We start from the raw sequence: 21,710 nt of genomic DNA on the forward strand, positions 1-21,710 counted from the left end.
GGCACTACGCGACAAAAAGGAAAGCGGGCTTCGGCCCGCTTTTTTTATTGCCGCTGCCGCAGCGCCAGTTGGCCTTGCAGGTCTTGCCACATGGCGTCGATGTCGGCGCCGGCCGTGATGTAGTCCTGCGGCGTGCACAGCAGGCTGCCTGATTGCCGGCTGCGCAAATGGCGCTCGATATCCAGGCCCCGGCCGGTGCGCACGTAACGCGCGCTGTAGTCGAAATAGTCATTGCTGATGTGGACGTCCTGGGGCACCGAGTCCAGCGTCAGCGTGTCCGGCAAGAGATAGCTGGCGCTTTCCACAATATCGTTTTCCTCGCAACGGAAAGGCTGCGTGCGTTTCTTGTCGCCCTCGTAGCCGGCTACCAGATTGTTGATGTCTTCCCAGAGCGCGCTGCTGGCGGCGATGGACTTGCTTCCGCCATCGGGCAGGAAGCGCTTGATCGTGCCCTCGTAGCCGATGTGGAAGTCACCGCTGCGGGTCGCGGTATCGCCGTAGTCGGCCTTGATTGAGCCAAGGAGGCCGCGCGCTGTGAGCATGTTTTTCAGCCAGGCGCGGGATGCGCCAGCGCTGGCGTTGCGGACGATGGTACGCTTGGCTTCGGCGAGGTGGCCGCTGTAGTCGATCTGATAGGTGAAGGTGGCCGCGCCTTCGTCACGCAGGCGAACTTCGTAGCGCTTGGCGATCCGCCCCGCCTGGTGGGCCGGGGTGTGGCCGATGGCGCCGGTACGGGTGAGCAGTGTCGCCTTGTCCAGCTGGTCCATCGGCAGGTAGCCGCCTTCGATGTCCTTGCTGGTGGCGTCGAGGTACAGGTCGATCTCCGGCACATACGTGATCACGTGGTTGAAATACATCATCGGTACTTCCGGCAGGGTGTACAGGTCGCCGCCCCAGTCGATCAGGGCGGGCGTGCTGGCCACGCCGACCGCCGTCAACATCGCTTCCATCAGCATGACGTGGTCCTTGCAGTCGCCCCAGCCGGTTTGCAGGATGGCGTCCGCCGCGCGCGACGGTATCCAGGCGCCTTCGCCAAAGTACAGCGCGCGATAGCGGATGTGCTGCTGTACCCAGCGGTGGATGGCCAGCGCCTTGCTGCGCTGGTCCGGCAATCCAGCCGCCACCGCGCGCGCCAGCGCGGCCAGCTGCTCGCCTGCCGTGCTCTGGCGCGACGCCGCCTGGTCGAAGGTGCGCGCCAGCGCCGCGTAGCTGTCGAAGGTCGATGCGGCCAGCATGTCGCGGTAGGCCGTACGGTTGACCGAACCCACCTCCATGCGCGGGTAGTCGCCGCCGTCGTAGCGCCAGCGCGTGATGATGCGTCCGGGTGTGGTCCGCTGCGCATCGGCGGTGAAGCCGCGCGCTTGTGTCGTCAGGTGCATGTCCTCGGGCTGGTCGATGGTGACGCCGTACGGTCCCGGTGGCGGTGTGGTCCACGATCCGAAGAACTGCGGGATGAGGCTGGCTTGCCTGAACTGGGTGGCGACGACTTTGTAGTACAGCTTGTCGCCTGCGCGCAGGCCGTCGAACGGGATGCGCAGCAGGCGGCGGTCGCGAAACTTGCGGTCGTCCGTTGGTTCGCCGGCGCCAACGATGCGCGGCGCGCGCGCCGGCACATGGCGCCGCCGGCCGTCGGGGCGTTCCACGTAGGCGTCGAGCACCTTGATTCGTTCCAAGCCTGCGTCAAACGGGATGTCCTGTTCGCGGTTTGCCGCAAGGGCCGACGCGGCGTCGATACGCACCAGCATCTCGGTGCCGGTCGCGTAGCGGCCGTCGGCCTGCAGGGTGTAGGTGTGTTCGTTGCGCAGGATGGAATAGGGCGTCGCCGCAGTCGCGCCGCCGCTGGCCATGACGGCGGCCAGTAACAGGAGCGGGGTGAAGTTGATCGGCATGGCGGTCCTTATTTCATGCGTCGGATCCGGGTTGCGGAGCGCGCCGGTCAGGCCGCACCACCAGCAGCCACCAGATGATCGCACCGAGCGTAACCTGCGGCAGGTTGAACAGGAACTTGTCGATGACGATGGGCTGGCGCTGCGGCCAGGGCAGGTTGGCGGTGTCCGCGATGATGTTGGTGTGATAGAGACACACGCCGAGCAAAAGCACCATGGCGATGGCCCAGATCGATGGCAGGCTGGTGACTCGACGCCGCAGCAGCGCCGCGACCGGATACACCACGATGCAGCAGGCGAAGTAGGCGAACAGATTGGCCATCAGATCCTGCAGGCGGAAATGCGGCAGCAGGATGGGCACGGCGCAAATCGCCAGCGCGAGCGTGACGGCGATGACCGGATGAGGACGCTCGGGCCAGTGGTTGAGACGACTGATCATGAATGAGGCTCCGATGAATGGGGCCTCATTGTAGTTGAACTTGCAGCATTGCCTATGGCGGACCGTGGTGTCTGATGCGGATTGAATAGTGCCCGAAGGTCTATGCTAAGGTAACAGCTCGATGCATGGAGGAGATGGCGATGGATATCTTAAACTCGGCGAGTATCGCTGTGGAAATGGATGGCGCCAGCTTGCTGGAGCTTGCGCGAGTGGCTGAAGCGGAATGCATTAGTCAGGATGAGGCCATTAAAAACGCGATTCGTTTCTACCTGGATCATGGTGAGGGTTATCGGGCCATGTTGAGGGATGGTCAAAGCGATTCATGGCGGCGTGAAGCTACTGGAAAATGACGATGTCGTGATTCTGGAGGTTCGTTATCAGCGGCAGGTAAATCGTTAAGCCTGCCTGCTATTTTTCCTGGTCCAGCAACGCCTGGATTTCCTCGCGCTCTTTTTTACTGACATGGCCGCCGCGCAGCGCGGCCAGCACCAGCGCCTTGCCCGAGCCGGAGAAGGCTTTCTGGATCAGCTCTTTCAGCAGATTGGTTTGCAGCGAATCCTGCTCCTGCGCCGGCGCGTAGACGTGGGCGCGCTGGCTTTCGTCGCGGGTCAGCAGGCCCTTGGTGTGCATCACCTGCAGCAACCGCAGCACCGTCGCGTAGTTCATGTCGGGCCGCGTTTCCACCGCCGCCTCGTGCACTTGCCGGGCGGTCGCCGGCCCGCTTTGCCATAACAGGCGCAGCATTTCCAGTTCGGACGGGGTGGGCTTCGGTGGGACTGTGCTCATGATGACGATGGACTTCGGGACAATGCATCTAGAATAAAATATCTAGATGCATTTGTCTAGTTCTACCGTCTTACCACTTCATTTCGCCCTTGGCGACCTTGGCGCTGGTGTCCAGCGCGCCGTTCAGGCCGGCGCTAGGATAGAGCTCCTTCATGCGGGCGATCAGCGCGGCCGAGTTGGCGGCCTTGGCGGTCTCGGCTTCGAAGCGCACCAGGTAGTCGCGGGTGTAGGCGATGCTGTCCGGCGTCAGCGCGGCGCCGACCTTGAAGTGGCCCGGCACGACGGTGGCCGGCTTCAGCGCGGCCACGCCGTCCAGCGTCGCCAGCCATTGCTTGCGCGACTCGGCGGTCTGGGTATCGGCGGTCCACACGTGCAGCTCGTTGAACAGCACCACGCCGCCCACCACCGCCTTGATCGACGGAATCCACACGTAGCTGCGCTCAGGCGTCGGGCCCTTCAGGCCTTCGATCTTCAGCGACTGGCCTTCCAGCTTGATGGTGTCGCCGTTCAGCGGCTGCGGCACGATGATGCTTTGCGGCGCGTTGTCCTTCAGGATCGGGCCCCAGAACGCCACCTTGGCATCCTTCTTCTTCTCGATGCCGGCGATGGTTTGCGGCGTGGCGACGATCTTGGCCTCAGGGAAGGCGGCGTGGATCACGTCCAGGCCGAAGTAGAAGTCCGGGTCGCTGTGGCTGACGTACACGGTGGTCAGGTGCTTGCCGGTGGCGCGGATCTGCTCGACCAGCTTGAGCGCTTCGCCGCGCGAGAACTGGGCGTCGATCAGCACCGCATCCTTGGCGCCGCTGACGATCACCGAGGCGACCGGGAAGATGGCGGCCTCGCCCGGATTGAACACGTCCAGTTTCAGCGGGGCGGCGGTGGCGCCGGCTACGGTGGCGGCGAGGGCTGCGGACAACAGGCTTTGCTTGATCATGATGGTCTTTCGTGTTGAGTTGGAATGACGGCATCTTAAATTTCTTTATCCGATAGAAAAATAGGGTAATCTGCGCCTATTAATTGCATAAATCGGATGAATCGATGGACAGGATCACGGCGGCACAGGTTTTCGTCAGCATCGCCGAGCGGGGCAGCATGATCGCGGCGGCCGAGGCGCTGGACATGTCGCGCGCCATGGTGACGCGTTATCTGGCCGAGATGGAGGAGTGGGCCGGCGCCCGGCTGCTGCACCGGAGCACGCGCCGCCTGAGCCTGACCGATGCCGGCGACCTCACGCTGGCGCGCTGCCGCCGCATGCTGGAACTGGCCGAGGCGATGGAAGTGGCCAGCGGCGCCGACGCCGACACGCCGCAGGGCCTGTTGCGCGTCACCTGTTCGCAGTCGCTGGCGCAGGCGGCGCTGGCGATCGCCGTCACCGCGTTCCTGAAGCGTTATCCGCGCACGGCGGTCGACCTGCAGATGAACAACCGCGCGGTCAACCTGGTCGAGCAGCGCATCGACCTGGCGCTGCGCATCACCAACGCGCTGGAGCCGAATCTGATCGCGCGCCAGCTGGCGCAATGCGATTCGGTGGTGTGCGCCGCGCCGTCCTACCTGGCCGAGCGCGGCACGCCGTTGGCGGCCGAGGACCTGGCGCGCCATAACTGCCTGACCTACACCTACTTCGGCAAGAGCCTGTGGCAGTTCACCGATCGCGATGGCGAGGCGGTCTCGGTGCCGGTCAGCGGCAATTTGTCGGCCAACGAGGATCTGATTTTGCTGAAGGCCGCGGAGGAGGGCGCCGGCATCGCGCTGCAGCCGCTGTACAGCGCGGCACCGCTGATCGCCGACGGCCGCCTGGTGGCGCTGCTGCCGGACTTTGTGCCGCAGCAGATGGGCATCTACGGCATCTATACCTCGCGCCAGCACATGTCGCCGGCGCTGCGGGCCATGCTGGACTTCCTGCTGGACTGGTTCGCCGGCGACCCGGCCTGGCTGGCGCACACGGCGCCGCGCTGAACGGCGTCAGGCCAGGAGCGCGGCGATCCCGCGCTCCACTTCCGCCAGCGACGGACGGGCGGCGGCATCCTCCACAACACAGGCCGCCTGCAGCGCCGCCAGCGCCGTTTGCTGCGCGGCCGGCAGTTCGCAGCGCGCCATCAGCTCGTCCAGCAAAAGGCCGAAGGCGCGGACTTCCAGCCGCTGCAATCCGGCCGCATGCGGCGCGTCCGGCGCGAACAGCGAGGCGGCGCCGAAGTCGCCCAGCAGGCTGCGGCCCCGGCCGCAATGCAGGATGTTGTGTCCGTACAGGTCGCCGTGCATGATGCCGCGCCCGTGCAGGTGCCGCGCCGCCGAGGCGACGCCGCCCGCGATGCCGAACAATTCCGCCGGGCTGAAGCGCTTGCCGTCCGGGTAGGTGTCGCGGGTGCAGCTCTCCAGGCTGGGCGGGCCGGCCAGGTTGCCGAAGCCGGGATCGATCAGCGGCATCACGCAGCCGCTGGCGCCGTCCGGGTGGTCCAGCACCTCGCCCAGCACCGGAATCAGGTTCGGATGGTCGCCCGAGCTGACGCAGGCCGTCATCTCGCAACGTGGCAGGCCGTCGCTGGTGACGGCGCCCTTGAACATCTTGACTGCCACAGCCTGCTCGCCGCCGGCCTGCCGCAGCACGGCCTGGTGGATCACGCCGGAAGCGCCTTCGCCCAGTTTCTGTTGGAGTCGCAACCGATCCCAGCCGATGCCGGCGATGCCCGCGCCGGCCCGCCTGTTCGTCAACCTCGCAGAGGGTTGCCCGCAAAGGCCAGCCACGACAGGCGCGGCATGTCGAGCAGCCAGGGCGGCAGTTCGGTCAGCTGGTTGGCGGCGATGCGCAGCAGTTCCAGCCGCGTGCAGGCGGCCAGTTCCGGCGGCAGGGCGCCTAGCCGATTCCCCGCCAGCATCAGCTTTTGCAGCAGTCCGCAGCGGCCGATGGCGGCGGGCAGGGCCTCGACGCGGTTGTCGGTCAGGATCAGCCAGCGCAACTGCGGTGGCAGCGCGGCGTCGGGAACCTCGCGTATCTGGTTGCTTTTGAAGCCTACCATCGTCAACGCCGCGCAGCTGCCCAGCACCTCCGGCAACGTGGTGAACCGGTTGGCCGAGCAAAAGATCACCCGCAGCTTGTGCAGGCGCGGCAAATCGTCCGGCAGCGAGGACAGGGCGTTGTTGGACAGGTCGAGGATTTCCAGCGTATCGGCCAGCGTGAATATCTCGTCGGGGAACTCGGTCAGGCCGCAGGACAGTTCCAGGCGGACGATGCCGGCCAGCGCTCCGGCGCGTAGCTGCTCTAGGGTGTGCATGAAGGTGGGGCGGGATGGCAAAACGCCATTCTACAGCCTCGGCGGCCGGTGCCAAAAGCCGTTAAAAATATGAAAACATTACCGGCAAGCCGAGCAGTCATGCGGCTTAAGCGAAGATTAATATCGTAAGATTTGTTACGGTTTCTGTCGAATAAATGGTTGTTGGGATACAATACCGGTGCTATCCTGAATGACCCGATTTTGTAGTACCTGAAGAACTATAGCCCTTCCCCACAACTTGATGTGCAATCCGCTAACCGGTCAGGCCGTGTCGCGGAAGGTTAGATTAACCCGCTAATTCCTCGCGAAGCGCGAAGAAAGGTGAGCAAGATGATGCAACAATCTACGTCCAATTCCTACCTGTTTGGTGGGAACGCACCGTACGTCGAAGAACTGTACGAGGCGTACCTCAACAACCCAGGTTCCGTGCCAGACAACTGGCGCGCTTACTTCGACGCCATGCAACACGTACCGGCCGTCGACGGTTCCAATAAACCAGACGTCGCCCACGCTTCGGTCATCGCCTCCTTCGCCGAACGCGCGAAAGCCGGCCCGATCCGCACCGTGGTGGCCTCCGCCGACGCTGAAATGGGCCGCAAGCGCGTCGCCGCTACCCAGCTGATCGCCGCATACCGCTACCTGGGTTCCCGTTGGGCCAACCTGGATCCGCTGCAGCGCCAGGAACGTCCGTCCATCCCAGAGCTGGACCCGACCTTCTACGGCTTCACCGATGCGGACATGGACACCGTGTTCAACATCAGCAACACCTACTTCGGCCCTGAGACCGCGACCTTGCGCGACCTGCTGAACTTCCTGCGCGACACCTACACCCGCTCGATCGGCGCGGAGTACATGTACATCTCCGACCCGGCTGAAAAGCGCTGGCTGCAGGAGCGCCTGGAATCGATCCGCTCGACCCCGAACTTCACGCCCGAGAAGAAAAAGCACATCCTGGAGCGCCTGACCGCGGCCGAAGGCCTGGAGCGCTACCTCCACACCAAATACGTCGGCCAGAAGCGCTTCTCGCTGGAAGGCGGCGAAACCTTCATCGCCTCGATCGATGAAATCATCCAGCGCGCCGGCGAAAAAGGCGTGCAGGAGATCGTCATCGGCATGGCCCACCGCGGCCGCCTGAACGTGCTGGTCAACACCCTGGGCAAGGCGCCCAAGGAACTGTTCGAAGAATTCGAAGGCAAGCACGGCGACGACCTGCCGGCCGGCGACGTCAAATACCACCAAGGCTTCTCGTCGGACATCTCGACCGCCGGCGGTCCTGTCCACCTGTCGCTGGCGTTCAACCCGTCGCACCTGGAGATCGTCAACCCTGTGGTCGAAGGTTCGGTCAAAGCGCGCATGGACCGTCGCGGCGACACCCTGGGCAAGCAAGTGCTGCCTATCCTGGTGCACGGCGACGCCGCGTTCGCAGGCCAGGGCGTTGTGATGGAAACCCTGAACCTGGCGCAGACCCGCGGCTACGGCACGGGCGGCACGGTGCACATCGTCATCAACAACCAGATCGGCTTCACCACGTCGGATCCGCGCGACGCGCGTTCCACCATCTACTGCTCGGACGTCGTCAAGATGATCGAAGCACCGGTGCTGCACGTGAACGCCGACGATCCTGAAGCCGTGGTCCTGGCTTCGCAGATCGCCATGGACTACCGTCTGCAGTTCCAGAAGGATATCGTTGTCGACATCATCTGCTACCGCAAACTGGGCCACAACGAGCAGGACACGCCAGCGCTGACCCAGCCGCTGATGTACAAGAAAATCGGCCAGCACCCAGGCACCCGCAAGCTGTACGCGGACAAGCTGGTGACGCAGACCGTGATCCCGGCCGATGGCGGCGAGCAGATGCAGGCTGCCTATCGCGATGCGATGGACGCCGGCAAGCACACCATCGATCCAGTGATCTCCAACTTCAAGAACAAGTACGCGGTCGACTGGCTGCCGTTCCTGAACCGCAAGTGGACCGACTCGGCCGACACCGCCGTGCCGATGACCGAACTGAAACGCCTGGCCGGCCGCATCACCACCGTGCCTGAAGGCTTCAAAGTGCACTCGCTGGTCGAGAAGGTCCTGGGCGACCGCGCCAACATGGGCAAGGGCGAACTGAATCTGGACTGGGGCATGGGCGAACACCTGGCCTACGCATCGCTGGTCGCTTCGGGCTACGCAGTGCGCCTGACCGGTCAGGACGCCGGCCGCGGCACCTTCGTGCACCGCCACGCCGTGCTGCACGACCAGAACCGCGAGCGTTGGGACGCCGGCACCTACGTGCCGCTGCAGAACATCGCAGAAGGCCAGGCACCGTTCACCGTGATCGACTCCGTGCTGTCCGAAGAGGCTGTACTGGGCTTCGAGTACGGCTACTCGACCGCGGAACCAAACACGCTGACGATCTGGGAAGCCCAGTTCGGCGACTTCGTCAACGGCGCGCAAGTGGTCATCGACCAGTTCATCAGCTCCGGCGAAGTGAAGTGGGGCCGCGCTTCGGGCCTGGTCATGATGCTGCCGCACGGTTACGAAGGCCAGGGTCCTGAGCACTCGTCCGCACGTCCGGAACGCTTCCTGCAGCTGTGCGCCGACAACAATATGCAAGTGGTGCAGCCGACCACCGCGTCGCAGATCTTCCACGTGCTGCGCCGTCAGATGGTGCGCCAGTTCCGCAAACCGCTGGTGATCCTGACGCCTAAATCGCTGCTGCGCAACAAGGACGCTGGTTCCTCGCTGAACGAGCTGGCCAAGGGCGCGTTCCAGACCGTGATCGGCGAAGTCGACGAGAAAATCGACGCCAAGAAAGTCAAGCGCGTGGTCGCCTGCTCGGGCAAGGTCTACTACGACCTGGTCAACGCACGCAAGACCCGTGGCCAGACCGACACCGCCATCATCCGCGTCGAGCAGCTGTATCCGTTCCCGCACAAGTCGTTCGCCGCCGAACTGAAGAAGTTCCCGAACCTGGCGGAAGTGGTGTGGGCGCAGGACGAGCCGCAGAATCAGGGCCCATGGTTCCAGATTCAGCACAACATCTTCGAGAGCATGGACGCAGGTCAGCGCCTGGCATACGCCGGCCGCCCAGCGTCGGCATCGCCGGCTGTCGGCTACTACGACAAGCACTACGCCCAGCAAAAAGACCTGCTGGAGACGGCGTTCTCGAAGCTCAAAGGTTTCATCCTGACCAAATAATCGCACTTACTTGACGGAGCGCCCTGCTGCTACGCGGCGGGGCGCCGCAACAATAAAATATACGGAGTTTTACATGGCACAAATCGAAGTCAAAGTCCCCCAGCTGTCGGAATCGGTAGCAGAAGCAACCATGCTGACCTGGCATAAAAAAGTCGGCGACGCAGTCGCTCGCGACGAGAACCTGATTGACATCGAAACCGATAAAGTTGTTCTGGAACTGCCGGCGCCAGCCACCGGCGTCTTGGTCAAAGATCGTGGGGCGACGCGCGGCAGCACCGTGGTTGCCGACGAACTGATCGCTATCATCGACACCGACGGCGCCGCCGCCGTTGCCGCTCCAGCAGCAGCCGCATCCAGCAGCTCCAGCAGCCGCACCATGCCGCAGCACTGCAGCAGCCGCAGCCGCCGCCACCGGCGGTTCGAAAGGCGACGTGGCCATGCCAGCCGCCGCCAAGATCCTGTCGGAAAAAGGCCTGAGCGCTGGCGATGTCGCCGGTTCGGGCAAAGACGGCCGCGTGACCAAGGGCGACGCCCTGGCCGCCGGCGCCAAGGCTCCAGCCGTTGCGCCACTGGCGCCAGCCGCCGCCAAGCCGGCGCTGCAGCAAGTTGCCGCGCCTGCGATCGCCAGTCTGGGCGAGCGTCCGGAAGAGCGCGTGCCGATGAGCCGCCTGCGCGCACGTATCGCCGAGCGCCTGCTGCAATCGCAATCGACCAACGCCATCCTGACCACGTTCAATGAAGTGAACATGGCGCCAGTGATGGAACTGCGCAACAAGTACAAGGACAAGTTCGAGAAAGAGCACGGCGTCAAGCTGGGCTTCATGTCCTTCTTCGTCAAGGCCGCCGTTGCCGCGCTGAAGAAATACCCGATCATCAATGCATCGGTCGACGGCAACGACATCGTCTACCACGGCTACTTCGACATCGGCATCGCGGTCGGTTCGCCACGCGGCCTAGTCGTGCCTATCCTGCGCAACGCCGACCAGATGTCGATCGCCGACATCGAGAAGAAAATCGGCGAATTCGGCGCCAAAGCCAAGGAAGGCAAGCTGACGCTGGACGACCTGACCGGCGGCACCTTCTCGATCTCGAACGGCGGCACCTTCGGCTCCATGCTGTCGACCCCGATCATCAACCCGCCACAATCGGCCATCCTGGGCGTGCACGCGACCAAGGACCGCGCTGTTGTTGAAAACGGCCAGATCGTGATCCGTCCGATGAACTACCTGGCGATGTCCTACGACCACCGCATCATCGACGGCCGCGAAGCCGTGCTGGGCCTGGTCGCGATGAAAGAGGCGCTGGAAGATCCAGCCCGCCTGCTGCTGGACCTGTAATACCGCCACATCCCCAGGCCCGTCCGGGCTTGGGGAATTTTCAGAGGGTCATCAATGAGCGTATCTGAAGAAATCAAACGGTTGCACGAACTACACCAGGCTGGCGCGCTGTCGGACGAGGAGTTCGCCTCCGCCAAAGCCAAGCTGCTGGACAAGGAAGCATCCTCCGGCATCTCCAACGACATCACCCGATTGCGCCGCTCGAACACCGACCGCTGGCTGGGTGGCGTGTGTGGCGGGCTGGGCCAACTTACCGGGGTCGAATCCTGGATCTGGCGCTTGCTGTTCGTATTGTTCGTGATCACCTTTGGCTTCGGACTCGCCATCTACATTCTGCTATGGATTTTCGTACCAGAAGAGAACTGATTGGAAAATAAAAAATGAGTAAACAATTTGACGTAGTAGTCATCGGCGCCGGTCCTGGCGGTTACATCGCGGCCATCCGCGCGGCACAACTGGGTTTCTCGGTCGCCTGCGTCGACGCATGGGTCAATGAAAAGGGCGGTCCCGCACCTGGCGGCACCTGCACCAACGTCGGCTGCATCCCGTCGAAGGCGCTGCTGCAATCGTCCGAGCACTTCGAGCACGCCGGCCACGCGTTCAAGGAACACGGCATCGACGTCGCCGGCCTGTCGCTGAACCTGCCGCAGATGATCAAGCGCAAGGACACCGTCGTGAAGCAGAACAACGACGGCATCCTGTTCCTGTTCAAGAAAAACAAGGTCACCTTCTTCCACGGCCGCGCTGCGTTCGCCGGCGCCGCCACCGCCGACGGCTACCCGCTGACCATCTCCGCGCCAGCCAACGAGACCATCAACGCCAAGCAAGTCATCATCGCCACCGGCTCCAACGCGCGCGCACTGCCAGGCGCCGAGTTCGATGAAAAACTGATCCTGTCGAACACCGGCGCGCTGACCATCGGCGAAGTGCCGAAGAAGCTGGGCGTGATCGGCGCCGGCGTGATCGGCCTGGAAATGGGTTCCGTATGGCGTCGCCTGGGTTCCGAAGTGACCGTGCTGGAAGGCCTGCCTGTGTTCCTGGGCGCGGTCGATGAGCAGATCGCCAAGGAAGCCGGCAAGCTGTTCGCCAAGCAGGGCCTGAACATCAACCTGGGCTGCAAGATCGGCAGCATCACCAAGGGCGCCAACAACGTCACCGTGGCCTACGAAAACGCCAAGGGCGAAGCGCAGACCGCCGTGTTCGACAAGCTGATCGTCTCGATCGGCCGCACCCCGAACACCGACGGCCTGGCCGCCGACAAGGTCGGCCTGAAGCTGGACGAGCGTGGTTTCGTGGCCGTCGACGACGACTGCAAGACCAACCTGCCAGGCGTATGGGCAGTGGGCGACGTGGTACGCGGCCCGATGCTGGCGCACAAGGCGGAAGAGGAAGGCGTTGCCGTTGCCGAGCGCATGGCCGGCCAGCACGGCCACACCAACTTCAACACCATCCCTTGGGTCATCTACACCTCGCCGGAAATCGCGTGGGTCGGCCGCACCGAGCAGCAACTGAAGGCCGACGGCGTTGCCTACAAGGCCGGCACCTTCCCGTTCCTGGCCAACGGCCGCGCACGCGCGCTGGGCGACACCTCGGGCATGGTCAAGTTCCTGGCCGATGCCACCACCGACGAAATCCTGGGCGTCCACATCATCGGACCGATGGCTTCCGAGCTGATCTCCGAAGCCGTGGTGGCGATGGAGTTCAAGGCTTCGGCCGAGGACATCGCGCGCATCTGCCACGCACACCCATCGCTGTCGGAAGCGACCAAGGAAGCCGCGCTGGCGATCGACAAGCGCACGCTGAACTTCTAAGCAGCACCAGTAAGCGGACTGCGGGCGGACTGCGGTCCGCCCTTTTTATTTGCGCAGTACAGAATCGAACCCCATGAACGTCGAAGAGTTTTATCAGCACGCGCTGCAAGAGCGCAATTTCAAGGCCGATGCAGCCCAGCGCCGCGCGGTCGACCGCCTGCAACAGTGCTACGACGAGTGGGTGGCCTACAAGGGCCAGCGTTCGTCCACCTTCAAGCGGCTGATCAACCGGCCCGACGTGCCGAAGGGGGTCTACATGTGGGGCGGGGTGGGGCGCGGCAAGTCCTTCCTGATGGATTCCTTCTATTCCGTGGTGCCGCTGGTGCGCAAGACGCGCCTGCACTTCCACGAGTTCATGCGCGGCGTGCACCGCCAGCTCGACGAGCTGACCGGCGTGGCCAATCCGCTGGACGAGGTGGCCAAGCGCATCGCCAAGAAGTACCGGCTGATCTGCTTCGACGAGTTCCATATCTCGGACGTGGCCGACGCCATGATCATGTACAACCTGCTGAAGGCGCTGTTCGACAACGGCGTGTCCTTCATCATGACCTCGAACTACGATCCGAAACTGCTGTACCCGGACGGCCTGCACCGCGACCGCATCCTGCCCACCATCCAGCTGCTGTACGATAAGCTGGACGTGATGAACATCGACGCCGGCGTCGACTACCGGGGCCGCGCGCTGGAGCAGGTCGATTCCTACCTGACGCCGCTCAACGCCCACACCGACCGCCTGCTGCGCGAGGCCTACGCCAGCATCGCCGAGACCGCCGACGAGGATCCGGTGGTACGCATCGAGGCGCGCGAGATCCGCGCGCTGCGCCGCGCCGGCACCATCATCTGGTTCGACTTCAACACGCTGTGCGGCGGCCCCCGCTCGCAGAACGATTACCTGGAAATCGCCAGCCGCTTCCATACCGTGATATTGTCCGGGATTCCGATGATGTCGGCCGCGATGTCGTCGGAGGCGCGGCGCTTCACCTGGCTGATTGACGTGTTCTACGACCAGGGCGTCAAGCTGCTGATGTCGGCCGAGGTGGAGCCGGAAGAGCTCTACACCAACGGCACCTTGGCCAACGAATTTCACCGCACGGTGTCGCGCATCGTCGAGATGCAATCGCGCGAGTACATGGATAAAGAGCAGCGCGCCGCGGCCGGTGCGCTGGCCTAAGTGAGCTGCAACAGGATAAAAATATGAGACCAAGTTTGAAACCGCTGGGCGAGATGATCGCGGCCGCCGCGCTGGCGGCGTTGGCCGCGCTGGCCGCGCCGGTGCAGGCCCAGACCCCTGAGCCGGCCGCCGCGCCGCAGCCGACCCATTCGGTCGAGCAGGCCAACGCAACGCTGCAGCAGGTGGCCAAGGACCGTGCGGCGGTCAACGACGAATTCGCCGCCAGCGAACGCGTGTGCTACGACAAGTTCTTCGTCAACTACTGCATGGACAAGGCCAAGGAAAAACGCCGCGCCGCGCTGGCGAAGCTGCGCGCCACCGAGGTGGAGGCCGAGCATTTCAAGCGCGCCGATTCGGTCGAGAAGCGCGATGCCGACCTGGCCGTGCGCGCCCGCAAGGACGCGGAAGAAGAAGCGCAGCGCGCCGCCATGCCGCCGAAGGAAGCCAAGGTCGTGGACGACACGCCGCGTCCGGCGCCGAACGCCGGCAAGCCGGTGGTGGACCGCGAGGCCGAGCACGCGGCCAAGGTCCAGCGCCAGGCGGCGCAGGACGCGGCCGACGCCGGCAAGCGCGCGGCCAATGTCCAAGCATTCGAGAACAAGCAGGCCGAGTCGGAAAAACGCAAGGTGCAAGTGGCCAAGAAGAAGGCCGACAGCGACGCCAAGCGCGCCGCCCACGAAGCGTCGGAGAAGAAGAAGGCCGCCGCCGAGGCCGCAGCCGCAGCGGCGGCCGCCAAGAAGCAGTAAGCGGGGCCGCGCGTCAGACCGCGCGGCGCATTTTCTGTATGGTGTAGTTCGGTATGTCCTTGGGCTGCTCGACCAGCTTGATGATGGCCATCGAGCAGTTGTCGCCCTTGCCCTGGGCGCGTTCGCCGGCCTTGCCGATCAGGCGTTCGGCGGCCTGGCGCGGCGTGTTGCGCGCGACCGCCGCCGCCAGTTCCGTATCCTTGAACAATTGCCACAGGCCGTCCGAGCACAGCAGGAGCGAATCGCCGGCCTGCAAGCCTTCGTGATAGCCGACCGTGACGAAGGGCGACTTGAAGCTGTTGCCCAGCACGTTGTTGAGCAGCTTGGAGCCACGGTGCTTTTTTGCCGCCTCCAGCGGCAGCTTGTCCTGGTTGACCAGATGTTCGATGTAGGCGCCGTCGTTGCTGCGCATGGCGCAGGCCTCGCCGGCGAAGCGGTACACCCGCGCGTCGCCGACATGGCCCCACACCACCTGGCCGGCCGGCGTCAGCACCATCATCGCCAACGCGCTCTGCGGCTCGACGGTCTTGGCGATCGGATTCATCTTGATGACCTGGTGCGCCTCCTCGGCGATGGCGCGCATCAAGTCCTGCAGGCGCGGGATGCTGGGCGTGTCGCCGACGCGCAACTCGTCGAACAGGTGCTTGGCGGTCAGCAGCGCCTGGTCCGAACCGATGGCGCTGTGGTTGCCGTCGGCCAGCACGGCCATCACATAGCCGGGCGCCTGGGCGGCCGTGTACAGGGCCACCCGGTCGTTTTGCTGGGATCGGTTTCCGATGTGCTGGGCGGTGCCGGCTTCGATTTTGTATGCGCTCATAAGCAACACTGTATCCTAGTCGGCGGGTGAGCGATCATTATGTTGGCGGCGGGGCCGCCGTAGATTAAACTATGCACCGTGTCACAGTTTGTTTGCAAGATATCTGTTGTTCCAGTGAAACTATTTGTGTGAGTAAAGACCGAGAATTATGACTGATGTACAAGATATCCAGCGTCGTCTGATAGAACTCGACGTCGAACACCGCGATCTGGACGCGGTCATCGACATGCTCACGCTGGATGGCCATCACGATCAACTGCAATTGCGCCGCCTCAAAAAGCGCAAGCTGCAATTAAAAGACCATATCACTCTGCTGAAAATGCAATTAGTGCCCGACGTTCCGGCCTGAGTCCGGCTCAGTGCCCCAACTAAGTTTATTTTGACCGAACACCTTCCCACGCCCGCCGACACCATCCCCGCCGTAGTCGGCGCCACACCCGATCAGCCCCCCGGAAAACACGATGCCGAGGTCGAGCGCCTGTTTGGTGCCGGCGGGCCGTTGGGTCCGGCTGTCGGCGACTACCGCCCGCGCCGCTCGCAGACCGAGATGGCCAAGGCGGTGGCGGACGCCATCGCCAACCAGACCACGTTGATCGCCGAGGCCGGCACGGGCACGGGCAAGACCTTCGCCTACCTGGTGCCGGCGCTGCTGTGGGGCGGCAAGACCATCGTTTCCACCGGCACCAAGAACTTGCAGGACCAGTTGTTCCTGCGCGACATCCCGACCGTGCGCGCCGCCTTGCAGGCGCCGGTGTCGGTGGCCCTGCTGAAGGGGCGCTCGAACTACGTCTGCCACTACCACCTGGAGCGCACGCTGCAGAACGGCCGCATGACCTCGCGCGACGACGTCGGCCACCTGCGCGAAATCTCGCGGTTTTTGAAAATGACCAGTTCGGGCGACAAGGCCGAGCTGGCCCGCGTGCCGGAAAACGCGCTGATCTGGAACCTGGTGACCTCGACCCGCGACAATTGCATGGGCGCCGAGTGCCAGTATTACCAGGATTGCTTCGTGATGAAGGCGCGCAAGGAGGCGCAGCAGGCCGATGTGGTGGTGGTCAACCACCATCTGTTCTTCGCCGACGTGGCGCTGAAGGATTCCGGCATCGCCGAACTGCTGCCGTCGGCCAACACCGTGATCTTCGATGAGGCGCACCAGCTGCCCGACACCGCCACCTTGTTCTTCGGCGACACGTTTTCGACCTCGCAGGTGCTGGAATTGTGCCGCGACGTGCTGGCCGAAGGCTTGTCCAACGCCCGCGACGGCGCCGACTGGGGCAAGGTCGTCACGGTGGTGGAGAAGGCCGCGCGCGATTTGCGCCTGACGTTCCCGCAGGATATCGTGCGCCTGTCGCTGCCGCAGATCGCGCCGTCGAGCGACTTTTTCCCGGCCCTGCAGACGCTCAAGGACGAGCTGGACGGCATGCTGGCTGTGCTGGAAACCCAGGCCGCGCGCGCCGAGACGCTGGAGCAATGCCGCCAGCGCGGCCTGGAGTTGGCGCAAAAGCTGGCGGATTGGAAATTCGATCCGAAGGCGCGGGTGGAAAAGGGGGCCGAGGCGGTGTTCTGGGTCGAGGCCTACGCGTCGTCCCTGCAGCTGCACAAGACGCCATTGTCGATCGCACCGATCTTCAATGGCCAGCGCGAAGGCGTGCCGCGCAGCTGGATTTTCACCTCCGCGACCTTGGCGGTGAAGAACGATTTCAGCCATTTTTCCGAGCAAATGGGGCTGGACGGCGAGCCGTCGAAGACCTGGCCGAGCCCGTTCAACTACGAGCAGCAGGGGATTTTGTACGTCCCGCAGGGCTTGCCGGACCCGAATTCCATGGGCTACACCGACGCGGTGCTCGACCACGCGCTGCCTATCATCGAGGCTGCCGGCGGGAAAACTTTCCTTTTGTGCACGACTTTGCGCGCCGTGAAGCGCGCCGCCGAGCGCCTGCGCGACGAATTCGAGAAGCGCGGCCTGCCGTATCCGCTGTTTGTCCAGGGCGACAAGGGCCGCACCGAGCTGCTGGACCAGTTCCGCAAGGCGGGAAATGGCGTGCTGATCGGCTCGCAAAGCTTCTGGGAAGGCGTCGACGTGCGCGGCGATGCGCTGTCTTTGGTGATTATCGACAAGCTTCCGTTCGCGCCGCCGGACGATCCGGTGCTGGCCGCGCGCATCGAGGTGATGGAAAAGCAGGGCAAAAATGGCTTTATGCACCACACTTTGCCCGAGGCGATTATTAACCTGAAGCAAGGTGCGGGGCGCCTGATCCGCGACGAAGGCGACCGCGGTGTGCTGATGTTGTGCGATCCGCGGGTGATTTCCAAGCCGTACGGCAAGCGGATCTGGCAGAGTTTGCCGTCCTTCAAGCGCACCCGCGAGCAGGCCGAGGTCATCGAATTCTTCAAAAACAAGAATTCCGATTCGTAACTTTCAGTATCAAAACTTGCCGCCGCCACCTCCCCGGATGGCGGCGGCTGGCAGGATGCTAGGGCAGTATCACCACCTTGCCCGTGACCTTCCGGGCCGCCATATCGTTCAACGCGCGCGCGGTCTCCTCCAGTTTGTACCGGCCCGAAATATGCGGCTTGATCTTTCCCTCCTGCAACCATCCCATCAACTGGCGCATGCCGGCCAGGTTGGCCTTCGGCTCCCGCTTGACGAACTCGCCCCAGAAAACGCCGACCAGTGACGCGCCTTTCAGCAAGGTCAGGTTGAGCGGCAATTTCGGAATCTCGCCGTTGGCGAATCCCACCACCAGGTAACGCCCGCGCCACGCGATCGAACGGAACGCCGGCTCCGCGTATTCGCCGCCGACCGGGTCGTAAATCACGTCCGGACCCTTGCCGCCGGTCGCCGCCTTGATCGCCTCGCGCAAATCCTCCTTGCTGTAGTTGATCAGCACGTCCGCGCCGTGCGCCTTGCACACTTCCAGCTTCTCATCGGTCGAAGCGCAAGCAATGATGCGGGCTCCAAGGGCTTTGCCGATCTCGATCGCGGCCAGCCCCACACCGCCAGCCGCGCCAAGTACTAGCATGGTCTCGCCAGCTTTTAGCGCGGCACGGTCCACCACCGCGTGGTGTGAGGTGCCGTAGGTGAGGGTGATCGCCGCCGCCGTCTCGAAATCCATGCCCGGCGGCATGGGCGCCAGGGCTTGCACCGGCGCCACTAATTGTTGCCCGAAACCACCGGTCGACGTGAAGGCGATAACCTTGTCGCCCGGCTTGAAAGTTGTCACATCGTCAGCAACCGAGCGCACCACGCCGGCCACTTCGCTGCCCGGAACGAAGGGCAGTTCCGGCTTGAATTGATACTTGCCTTGAATGATGAGCACGTCCGGAAAGTTCACGCCGGCCGCTTTGACATCGATCACGACCTGTCCCGGACCGGCTTGTGGATCGGGTAATTCCTGGACGGCGAGGGTGTCCGGCAATCCCCAGGCCTGGCATACGACAGCTTTCATGGTGGTCTCCTTGGTTAAAAATAGAACGATCGTTAGATTTTTATGATACCCGAAAGCGCCACCGGTTTGCGCAAAGTTCGGGCTGTCGCACGTTTGCGTTCGCTCAAAGTGTCTGCCGGGGGGATTGTTAGAGTTGGTTAAACGCCGTACCTCTGTAGGGCGGCAACGGAGGATGTCATGACTATCCGTCACGGCTGCTTTTTCAGTTATGCACACGGCCATCACGCGTACATGAGCAAGTTCAAGAACGATTTGATCGAAGCGCTCAAATGTTACCTGGAGCCCCACTTCGACAACGAGAACGAGCTCTTTGTTGATAGCGAGCAACTCGGCGGCGGAGACGACCTCGACCAAAAAATCGCGCGCGCGATGTGTGAAAGCGCCTGCATGATTGTCATTTATACACCCAAGTACGAAGCGCATGCCTACACCCGCCGCGAGTTTGCAGCAATGCAACTAATTGAAAGCGAGCGCAAGCAGTGGTACGCGCTGCCCAGTCACCTGATCATCCCAGTCGTCATGACCCGCCACCCGGACGGCTTGCCGCCGCAAATCGCCGGGCCGGGCATGTACGTGGACTTCTCCCGCTACACGCTGGCCAGCGGCGACCTCAAAACCAACCCGGAGTTTCTTCCCGACATAGAAAAAATCGTGTTGCGCATTGCCCAGCATTACCACCACTTAAAACGATGCACGCCGCCGGAGCATGATTGTGGACGTTTTGTCATGCCGGACATTCCGCCGGAATGGCGTGCCATTCCTCCTCCACACTTCCCACGCTAAAGGTTTGCCATGGACATCACTGCCTTGTCGCTGCCGCCGTTGACTGGAACCGGCGAAGTTATCACTTTTTATTCCTACAAGGGCGGGACCGGGCGCACCATGGCCCTGTCCAATATCGCGGTGTTGCTGGCGCGTCAACAAAATGCCACCACCCCGGTATTGATGATCGATTGGGACCTGGAGGCGCCGGGTTTGCACCATTACTTCGACCACCACGAGGACAAGCCGGGCGTGTTGGAGCTGTTCGAGGCTTGCCGCGAGCAACTGGCGCGCCGCCGCAAGGGCGCGGCCGCGCTGGACGGCGACGAGCTGGCGCGCGAGGTGCTGGCCGCAGTCGGCTGGGAGCAATATGTGAACCGGGTCGACCAGAGCAGCCAGTTGTACCTGATGCGCGCCGGCCGCTTCGACGACAGCTATGGCGAACGGCTGGCCGCGATGCACTGGGACGAGCTGTTCAACAGTTGCCCGGCCTTGTTCCGTTGCTTTGCCGATAATCTGGCGCGGCATTTCCGCTACGTGCTGGTCGATTCCCGCACCGGCCGCACCGACAGCGCCGGCATCTGCACCACCCTGCTGCCGCGCAAGCTGGTGGTGGTGTTCACGCCCAACCGGCAGAGCCTGGAGGGCGTGCAGGCGCTGGTCACGCGCGCGACCGCCTACCGCCGCAGCCACGAGGACGAACAGCGGCCATTGATGGTCTATCCTCTACCATCGCGCATCGAAATGAGCGACAGCGTGCAGCGCGCCCAGTGGCGGCGCGGCGACCAGCAGCAGCGCATCCTGGGCTACCAGCCCATCTTCGAACAGTTGCTCAGCTCGTGCTACGGCATGCCGCAGATGTCGCTGGACAGCTATTTCGACGAAGTCCAGCTGCAACAGACGCGCACCTTCGCCTACGGCGAGCAACTGGCGGTGCGTATCGACCAAGGCGGCGACCGCTTCTCGCTGACGCGCACCTTCGAAGCCTTGCTCGGCTGGCTGGCCGGCGGCTATTTTCCATGGCAATCGAGCCGCGAGATCCATCTGCTGGCCGCCGTCGGCGACGCCCGCCGGGCGCTGGAGGAGGGCGGCGTGCGCGCGCTGTCGCAACCGCTGGCGCGCGACCTCAATCTGCTGGGCGAGCTGTATCGCCGCGAAGGCCGGCTGCGTCAGGCGCTCACCTGTTTCGAGGAAAGCATGACCTTGCGCCAGCGAGGGCTGAGCGAAGACCATCCGGATACGCTGGCAAGCAAGAGCAACCTGGCAAGCGTGCTGCGCCTGCAGGGGCAGCTGGACGAAGCGCAATTCCTCGAAGAATGCATCGTCGAGGCCCGCACGCGGCTGCTCGGACCGGAGCATCCCGACACGCTGGCGGCGCGCGCCAACCTGGCGGTCACGCTGGCCCAGCAGGGGCGTCCTGCCGAGGCGCTGACCATCATGGACGCGGTGCTGGAAGCCTACCTGCGCCTGCTGGGCCACGAGCACCTGCTGACGCTGGCCTGCAAAGCCGACCGGGCCGACATCCTGTTCCAGCGCGGCGACAGCGAACCGGCCCGCGCGGCGCAGGAGCAGGTCTTGGCAGCGCGCAAGCGGCTGCTGGGCGCCGAGCACGCCGACACCTTGCGCAGCAAGGCCGCGCTGGCGTGCACCTTGCTGCGGATGCAAGAGCTGGACGCCGCCAGCAGCCTGTTCGACGCCGTCTATCAGGCCCAGCTCCGGCGCCTCGGGCCGGACCACCCGGATACCCGCAAGGCGCGCGCGCAGCTGGCCGACGTGCGGGCGCAGTTGGGCGGTCCGGCGGTCGGCCGGATCGGCGAGCCGGTGCTGGTGCCCGAGTTGCATCAGGATGCGGCCATGGCCGATTATGGCGACGCCTTGTCCCGGCAGCCCCGCCCGCGCAGCGGCCGCCACCCGAGCGATCTGTGGACCCGCGCCACCGAGGAATTGATGGCGCTGGACGGTCATTTGTCCGTCGGGAGGCCGCCGTCGCGCTAGCGCAAATTTATCTGGTTCGGAGGCCGCCGGCACGCGCAGCGACGCCATTGCTTCAG

Annotated in this window: 17 protein-coding genes and 2 pseudogenes; 12 read left to right on the forward strand and 7 right to left on the reverse strand. The window is 63.8% G+C overall.

What is annotated here, in order from left to right; all coding sequences use genetic code 11:
• Positions 1 to 44: 44 nt before the first annotated feature.
• Positions 45 to 1,889: a DUF3857 and transglutaminase domain-containing protein gene (locus HUX88_RS11660; RefSeq protein ID WP_176361892.1), complete on the reverse strand. Its 1,845-nt coding sequence runs from the start codon at positions 1,887 to 1,889 to the stop codon at positions 45 to 47.
• A 13-nt stretch (positions 1,890 to 1,902) separates the two neighbouring features.
• A complete protein-coding gene (locus tag HUX88_RS11665; RefSeq protein WP_117015783.1) occupies positions 1,903 to 2,325 on the reverse strand; it encodes a hypothetical protein in 423 nt (140 codons plus the stop codon).
• A 140-nt stretch (positions 2,326 to 2,465) separates the two neighbouring features.
• On the opposite strand from HUX88_RS11665, the gene HUX88_RS11670 reads away from it, so the two are divergent.
• Positions 2,466 to 2,675 carry a hypothetical protein gene (locus HUX88_RS11670; RefSeq protein WP_176361893.1) on the forward strand — a complete coding sequence of 70 codons (210 nt, stop codon included), beginning with the start codon at positions 2,466 to 2,468 and terminating at the stop codon, positions 2,673 to 2,675.
• A 58-nt stretch (positions 2,676 to 2,733) separates the two neighbouring features.
• Here HUX88_RS11670 and HUX88_RS11675 read toward each other — a convergent pair whose 3' ends face one another.
• Both HUX88_RS11675 and HUX88_RS11680 read right to left on the reverse strand, forming a co-directional pair.
• Positions 2,734 to 3,111, reverse strand: coding sequence for a BlaI/MecI/CopY family transcriptional regulator (locus HUX88_RS11675; protein WP_117015785.1), 378 nt, complete (start codon positions 3,109 to 3,111; stop codon positions 2,734 to 2,736).
• 70 nt (positions 3,112 to 3,181) lie between these two features.
• Positions 3,182 to 4,045 carry an MBL fold metallo-hydrolase gene (locus HUX88_RS11680; RefSeq protein WP_176361894.1) on the reverse strand — a complete coding sequence of 288 codons (864 nt, stop codon included), beginning with the start codon at positions 4,043 to 4,045 and terminating at the stop codon, positions 3,182 to 3,184.
• A 104-nt stretch (positions 4,046 to 4,149) separates the two neighbouring features.
• On the opposite strand from HUX88_RS11680, the gene HUX88_RS11685 reads away from it, so the two are divergent.
• A complete protein-coding gene (locus tag HUX88_RS11685; RefSeq protein ID WP_117015787.1) occupies positions 4,150 to 5,067 on the forward strand; it encodes a LysR family transcriptional regulator in 918 nt (305 codons plus the stop codon).
• Positions 5,068 to 5,073: 6 nt separating this feature from the next.
• On the opposite strand, the pseudogene HUX88_RS11690 reads toward HUX88_RS11685, so the two are convergent.
• Positions 5,074 to 6,380: pseudogene (locus tag HUX88_RS11690) on the reverse strand (leucine-rich repeat-containing protein kinase family protein).
• Positions 6,381 to 6,710: 330 nt separating this feature from the next.
• Between HUX88_RS11690 and HUX88_RS11695 the strand changes: the two are divergent.
• The 6 genes and pseudogenes from HUX88_RS11695 (at position 6,711) to HUX88_RS11720 (ending at position 14,631) form a co-directional block, all read left to right on the forward strand.
• Entirely contained in the window at positions 6,711 to 9,566 is a 2,856-nt protein-coding gene (locus tag HUX88_RS11695) for a 2-oxoglutarate dehydrogenase E1 component (RefSeq protein ID WP_117015804.1), read from the forward strand.
• A 73-nt stretch (positions 9,567 to 9,639) separates the two neighbouring features.
• Positions 9,640 to 10,903: pseudogene (odhB, locus tag HUX88_RS11700) on the forward strand (2-oxoglutarate dehydrogenase complex dihydrolipoyllysine-residue succinyltransferase).
• 54 nt (positions 10,904 to 10,957) lie between these two features.
• The gene (locus tag HUX88_RS11705; protein WP_117015790.1) at positions 10,958 to 11,269 is read left to right on the forward strand and encodes a PspC domain-containing protein; all 312 of its coding nucleotides are present in this window, start codon (positions 10,958 to 10,960) and stop codon (positions 11,267 to 11,269) included.
• Between the two features lie 14 nt (positions 11,270 to 11,283).
• Positions 11,284 to 12,714 carry a dihydrolipoyl dehydrogenase gene (gene lpdA / locus HUX88_RS11710; protein WP_176361895.1) on the forward strand — a complete coding sequence of 477 codons (1,431 nt, stop codon included), beginning with the start codon at positions 11,284 to 11,286 and terminating at the stop codon, positions 12,712 to 12,714.
• A 73-nt stretch (positions 12,715 to 12,787) separates the two neighbouring features.
• Positions 12,788 to 13,885: a cell division protein ZapE gene (gene zapE, locus HUX88_RS11715; RefSeq protein WP_117015792.1), complete on the forward strand. Its 1,098-nt coding sequence runs from the start codon at positions 12,788 to 12,790 to the stop codon at positions 13,883 to 13,885.
• A 23-nt stretch (positions 13,886 to 13,908) separates the two neighbouring features.
• Positions 13,909 to 14,631, forward strand: a complete 723-nt coding sequence (locus tag HUX88_RS11720) for a hypothetical protein (protein ID WP_229219301.1) — start codon at positions 13,909 to 13,911, stop codon at positions 14,629 to 14,631.
• A gap of 13 nt (positions 14,632 to 14,644) precedes the next feature.
• Here HUX88_RS11720 and HUX88_RS11725 read toward each other — a convergent pair whose 3' ends face one another.
• Positions 14,645 to 15,448: a PP2C family serine/threonine-protein phosphatase gene (locus HUX88_RS11725; RefSeq protein WP_176361896.1), complete on the reverse strand. Its 804-nt coding sequence runs from the start codon at positions 15,446 to 15,448 to the stop codon at positions 14,645 to 14,647.
• 148 nt (positions 15,449 to 15,596) lie between these two features.
• On the opposite strand from HUX88_RS11725, the gene HUX88_RS11730 reads away from it, so the two are divergent.
• Together HUX88_RS11730 and HUX88_RS11735 are read left to right on the forward strand one after the other, a co-directional pair.
• Positions 15,597 to 15,797, forward strand: a complete 201-nt coding sequence (locus HUX88_RS11730; RefSeq protein ID WP_008450659.1) for a YdcH family protein — start codon at positions 15,597 to 15,599, stop codon at positions 15,795 to 15,797.
• A gap of 30 nt (positions 15,798 to 15,827) precedes the next feature.
• Complete coding sequence (locus HUX88_RS11735) at positions 15,828 to 17,864, forward strand: ATP-dependent DNA helicase (RefSeq protein ID WP_175001259.1); 2,037 nt, start codon at positions 15,828 to 15,830, stop codon at positions 17,862 to 17,864.
• A 58-nt stretch (positions 17,865 to 17,922) separates the two neighbouring features.
• Here HUX88_RS11735 and HUX88_RS11740 read toward each other — a convergent pair whose 3' ends face one another.
• On the reverse strand, positions 17,923 to 18,897 hold the full coding sequence (locus tag HUX88_RS11740) for an NADPH:quinone oxidoreductase family protein (protein WP_117015794.1): 975 nt from the start codon (positions 18,895 to 18,897) through the stop codon (positions 17,923 to 17,925).
• A gap of 177 nt (positions 18,898 to 19,074) precedes the next feature.
• Between HUX88_RS11740 and HUX88_RS11745 the strand changes: the two genes are divergently transcribed.
• Both HUX88_RS11745 and HUX88_RS11750 read left to right on the forward strand, forming a co-directional pair.
• A complete protein-coding gene (locus HUX88_RS11745; protein WP_117015795.1) occupies positions 19,075 to 19,680 on the forward strand; it encodes a toll/interleukin-1 receptor domain-containing protein in 606 nt (201 codons plus the stop codon).
• Positions 19,681 to 19,689: 9 nt separating this feature from the next.
• Positions 19,690 to 21,654 carry a tetratricopeptide repeat protein gene (locus tag HUX88_RS11750; RefSeq protein WP_176361897.1) on the forward strand — a complete coding sequence of 655 codons (1,965 nt, stop codon included), beginning with the start codon at positions 19,690 to 19,692 and terminating at the stop codon, positions 21,652 to 21,654.
• The last annotated feature ends 56 nt before the right edge of the window (positions 21,655 to 21,710 follow it).

Origin of the sequence: Duganella sp. BJB1802 (assembly GCF_013369445.1) — a bacterium.
In the GTDB taxonomy this organism is placed as follows: domain Bacteria; phylum Pseudomonadota; class Gammaproteobacteria; order Burkholderiales; family Burkholderiaceae_D; genus Rugamonas; species Rugamonas vulcania_A.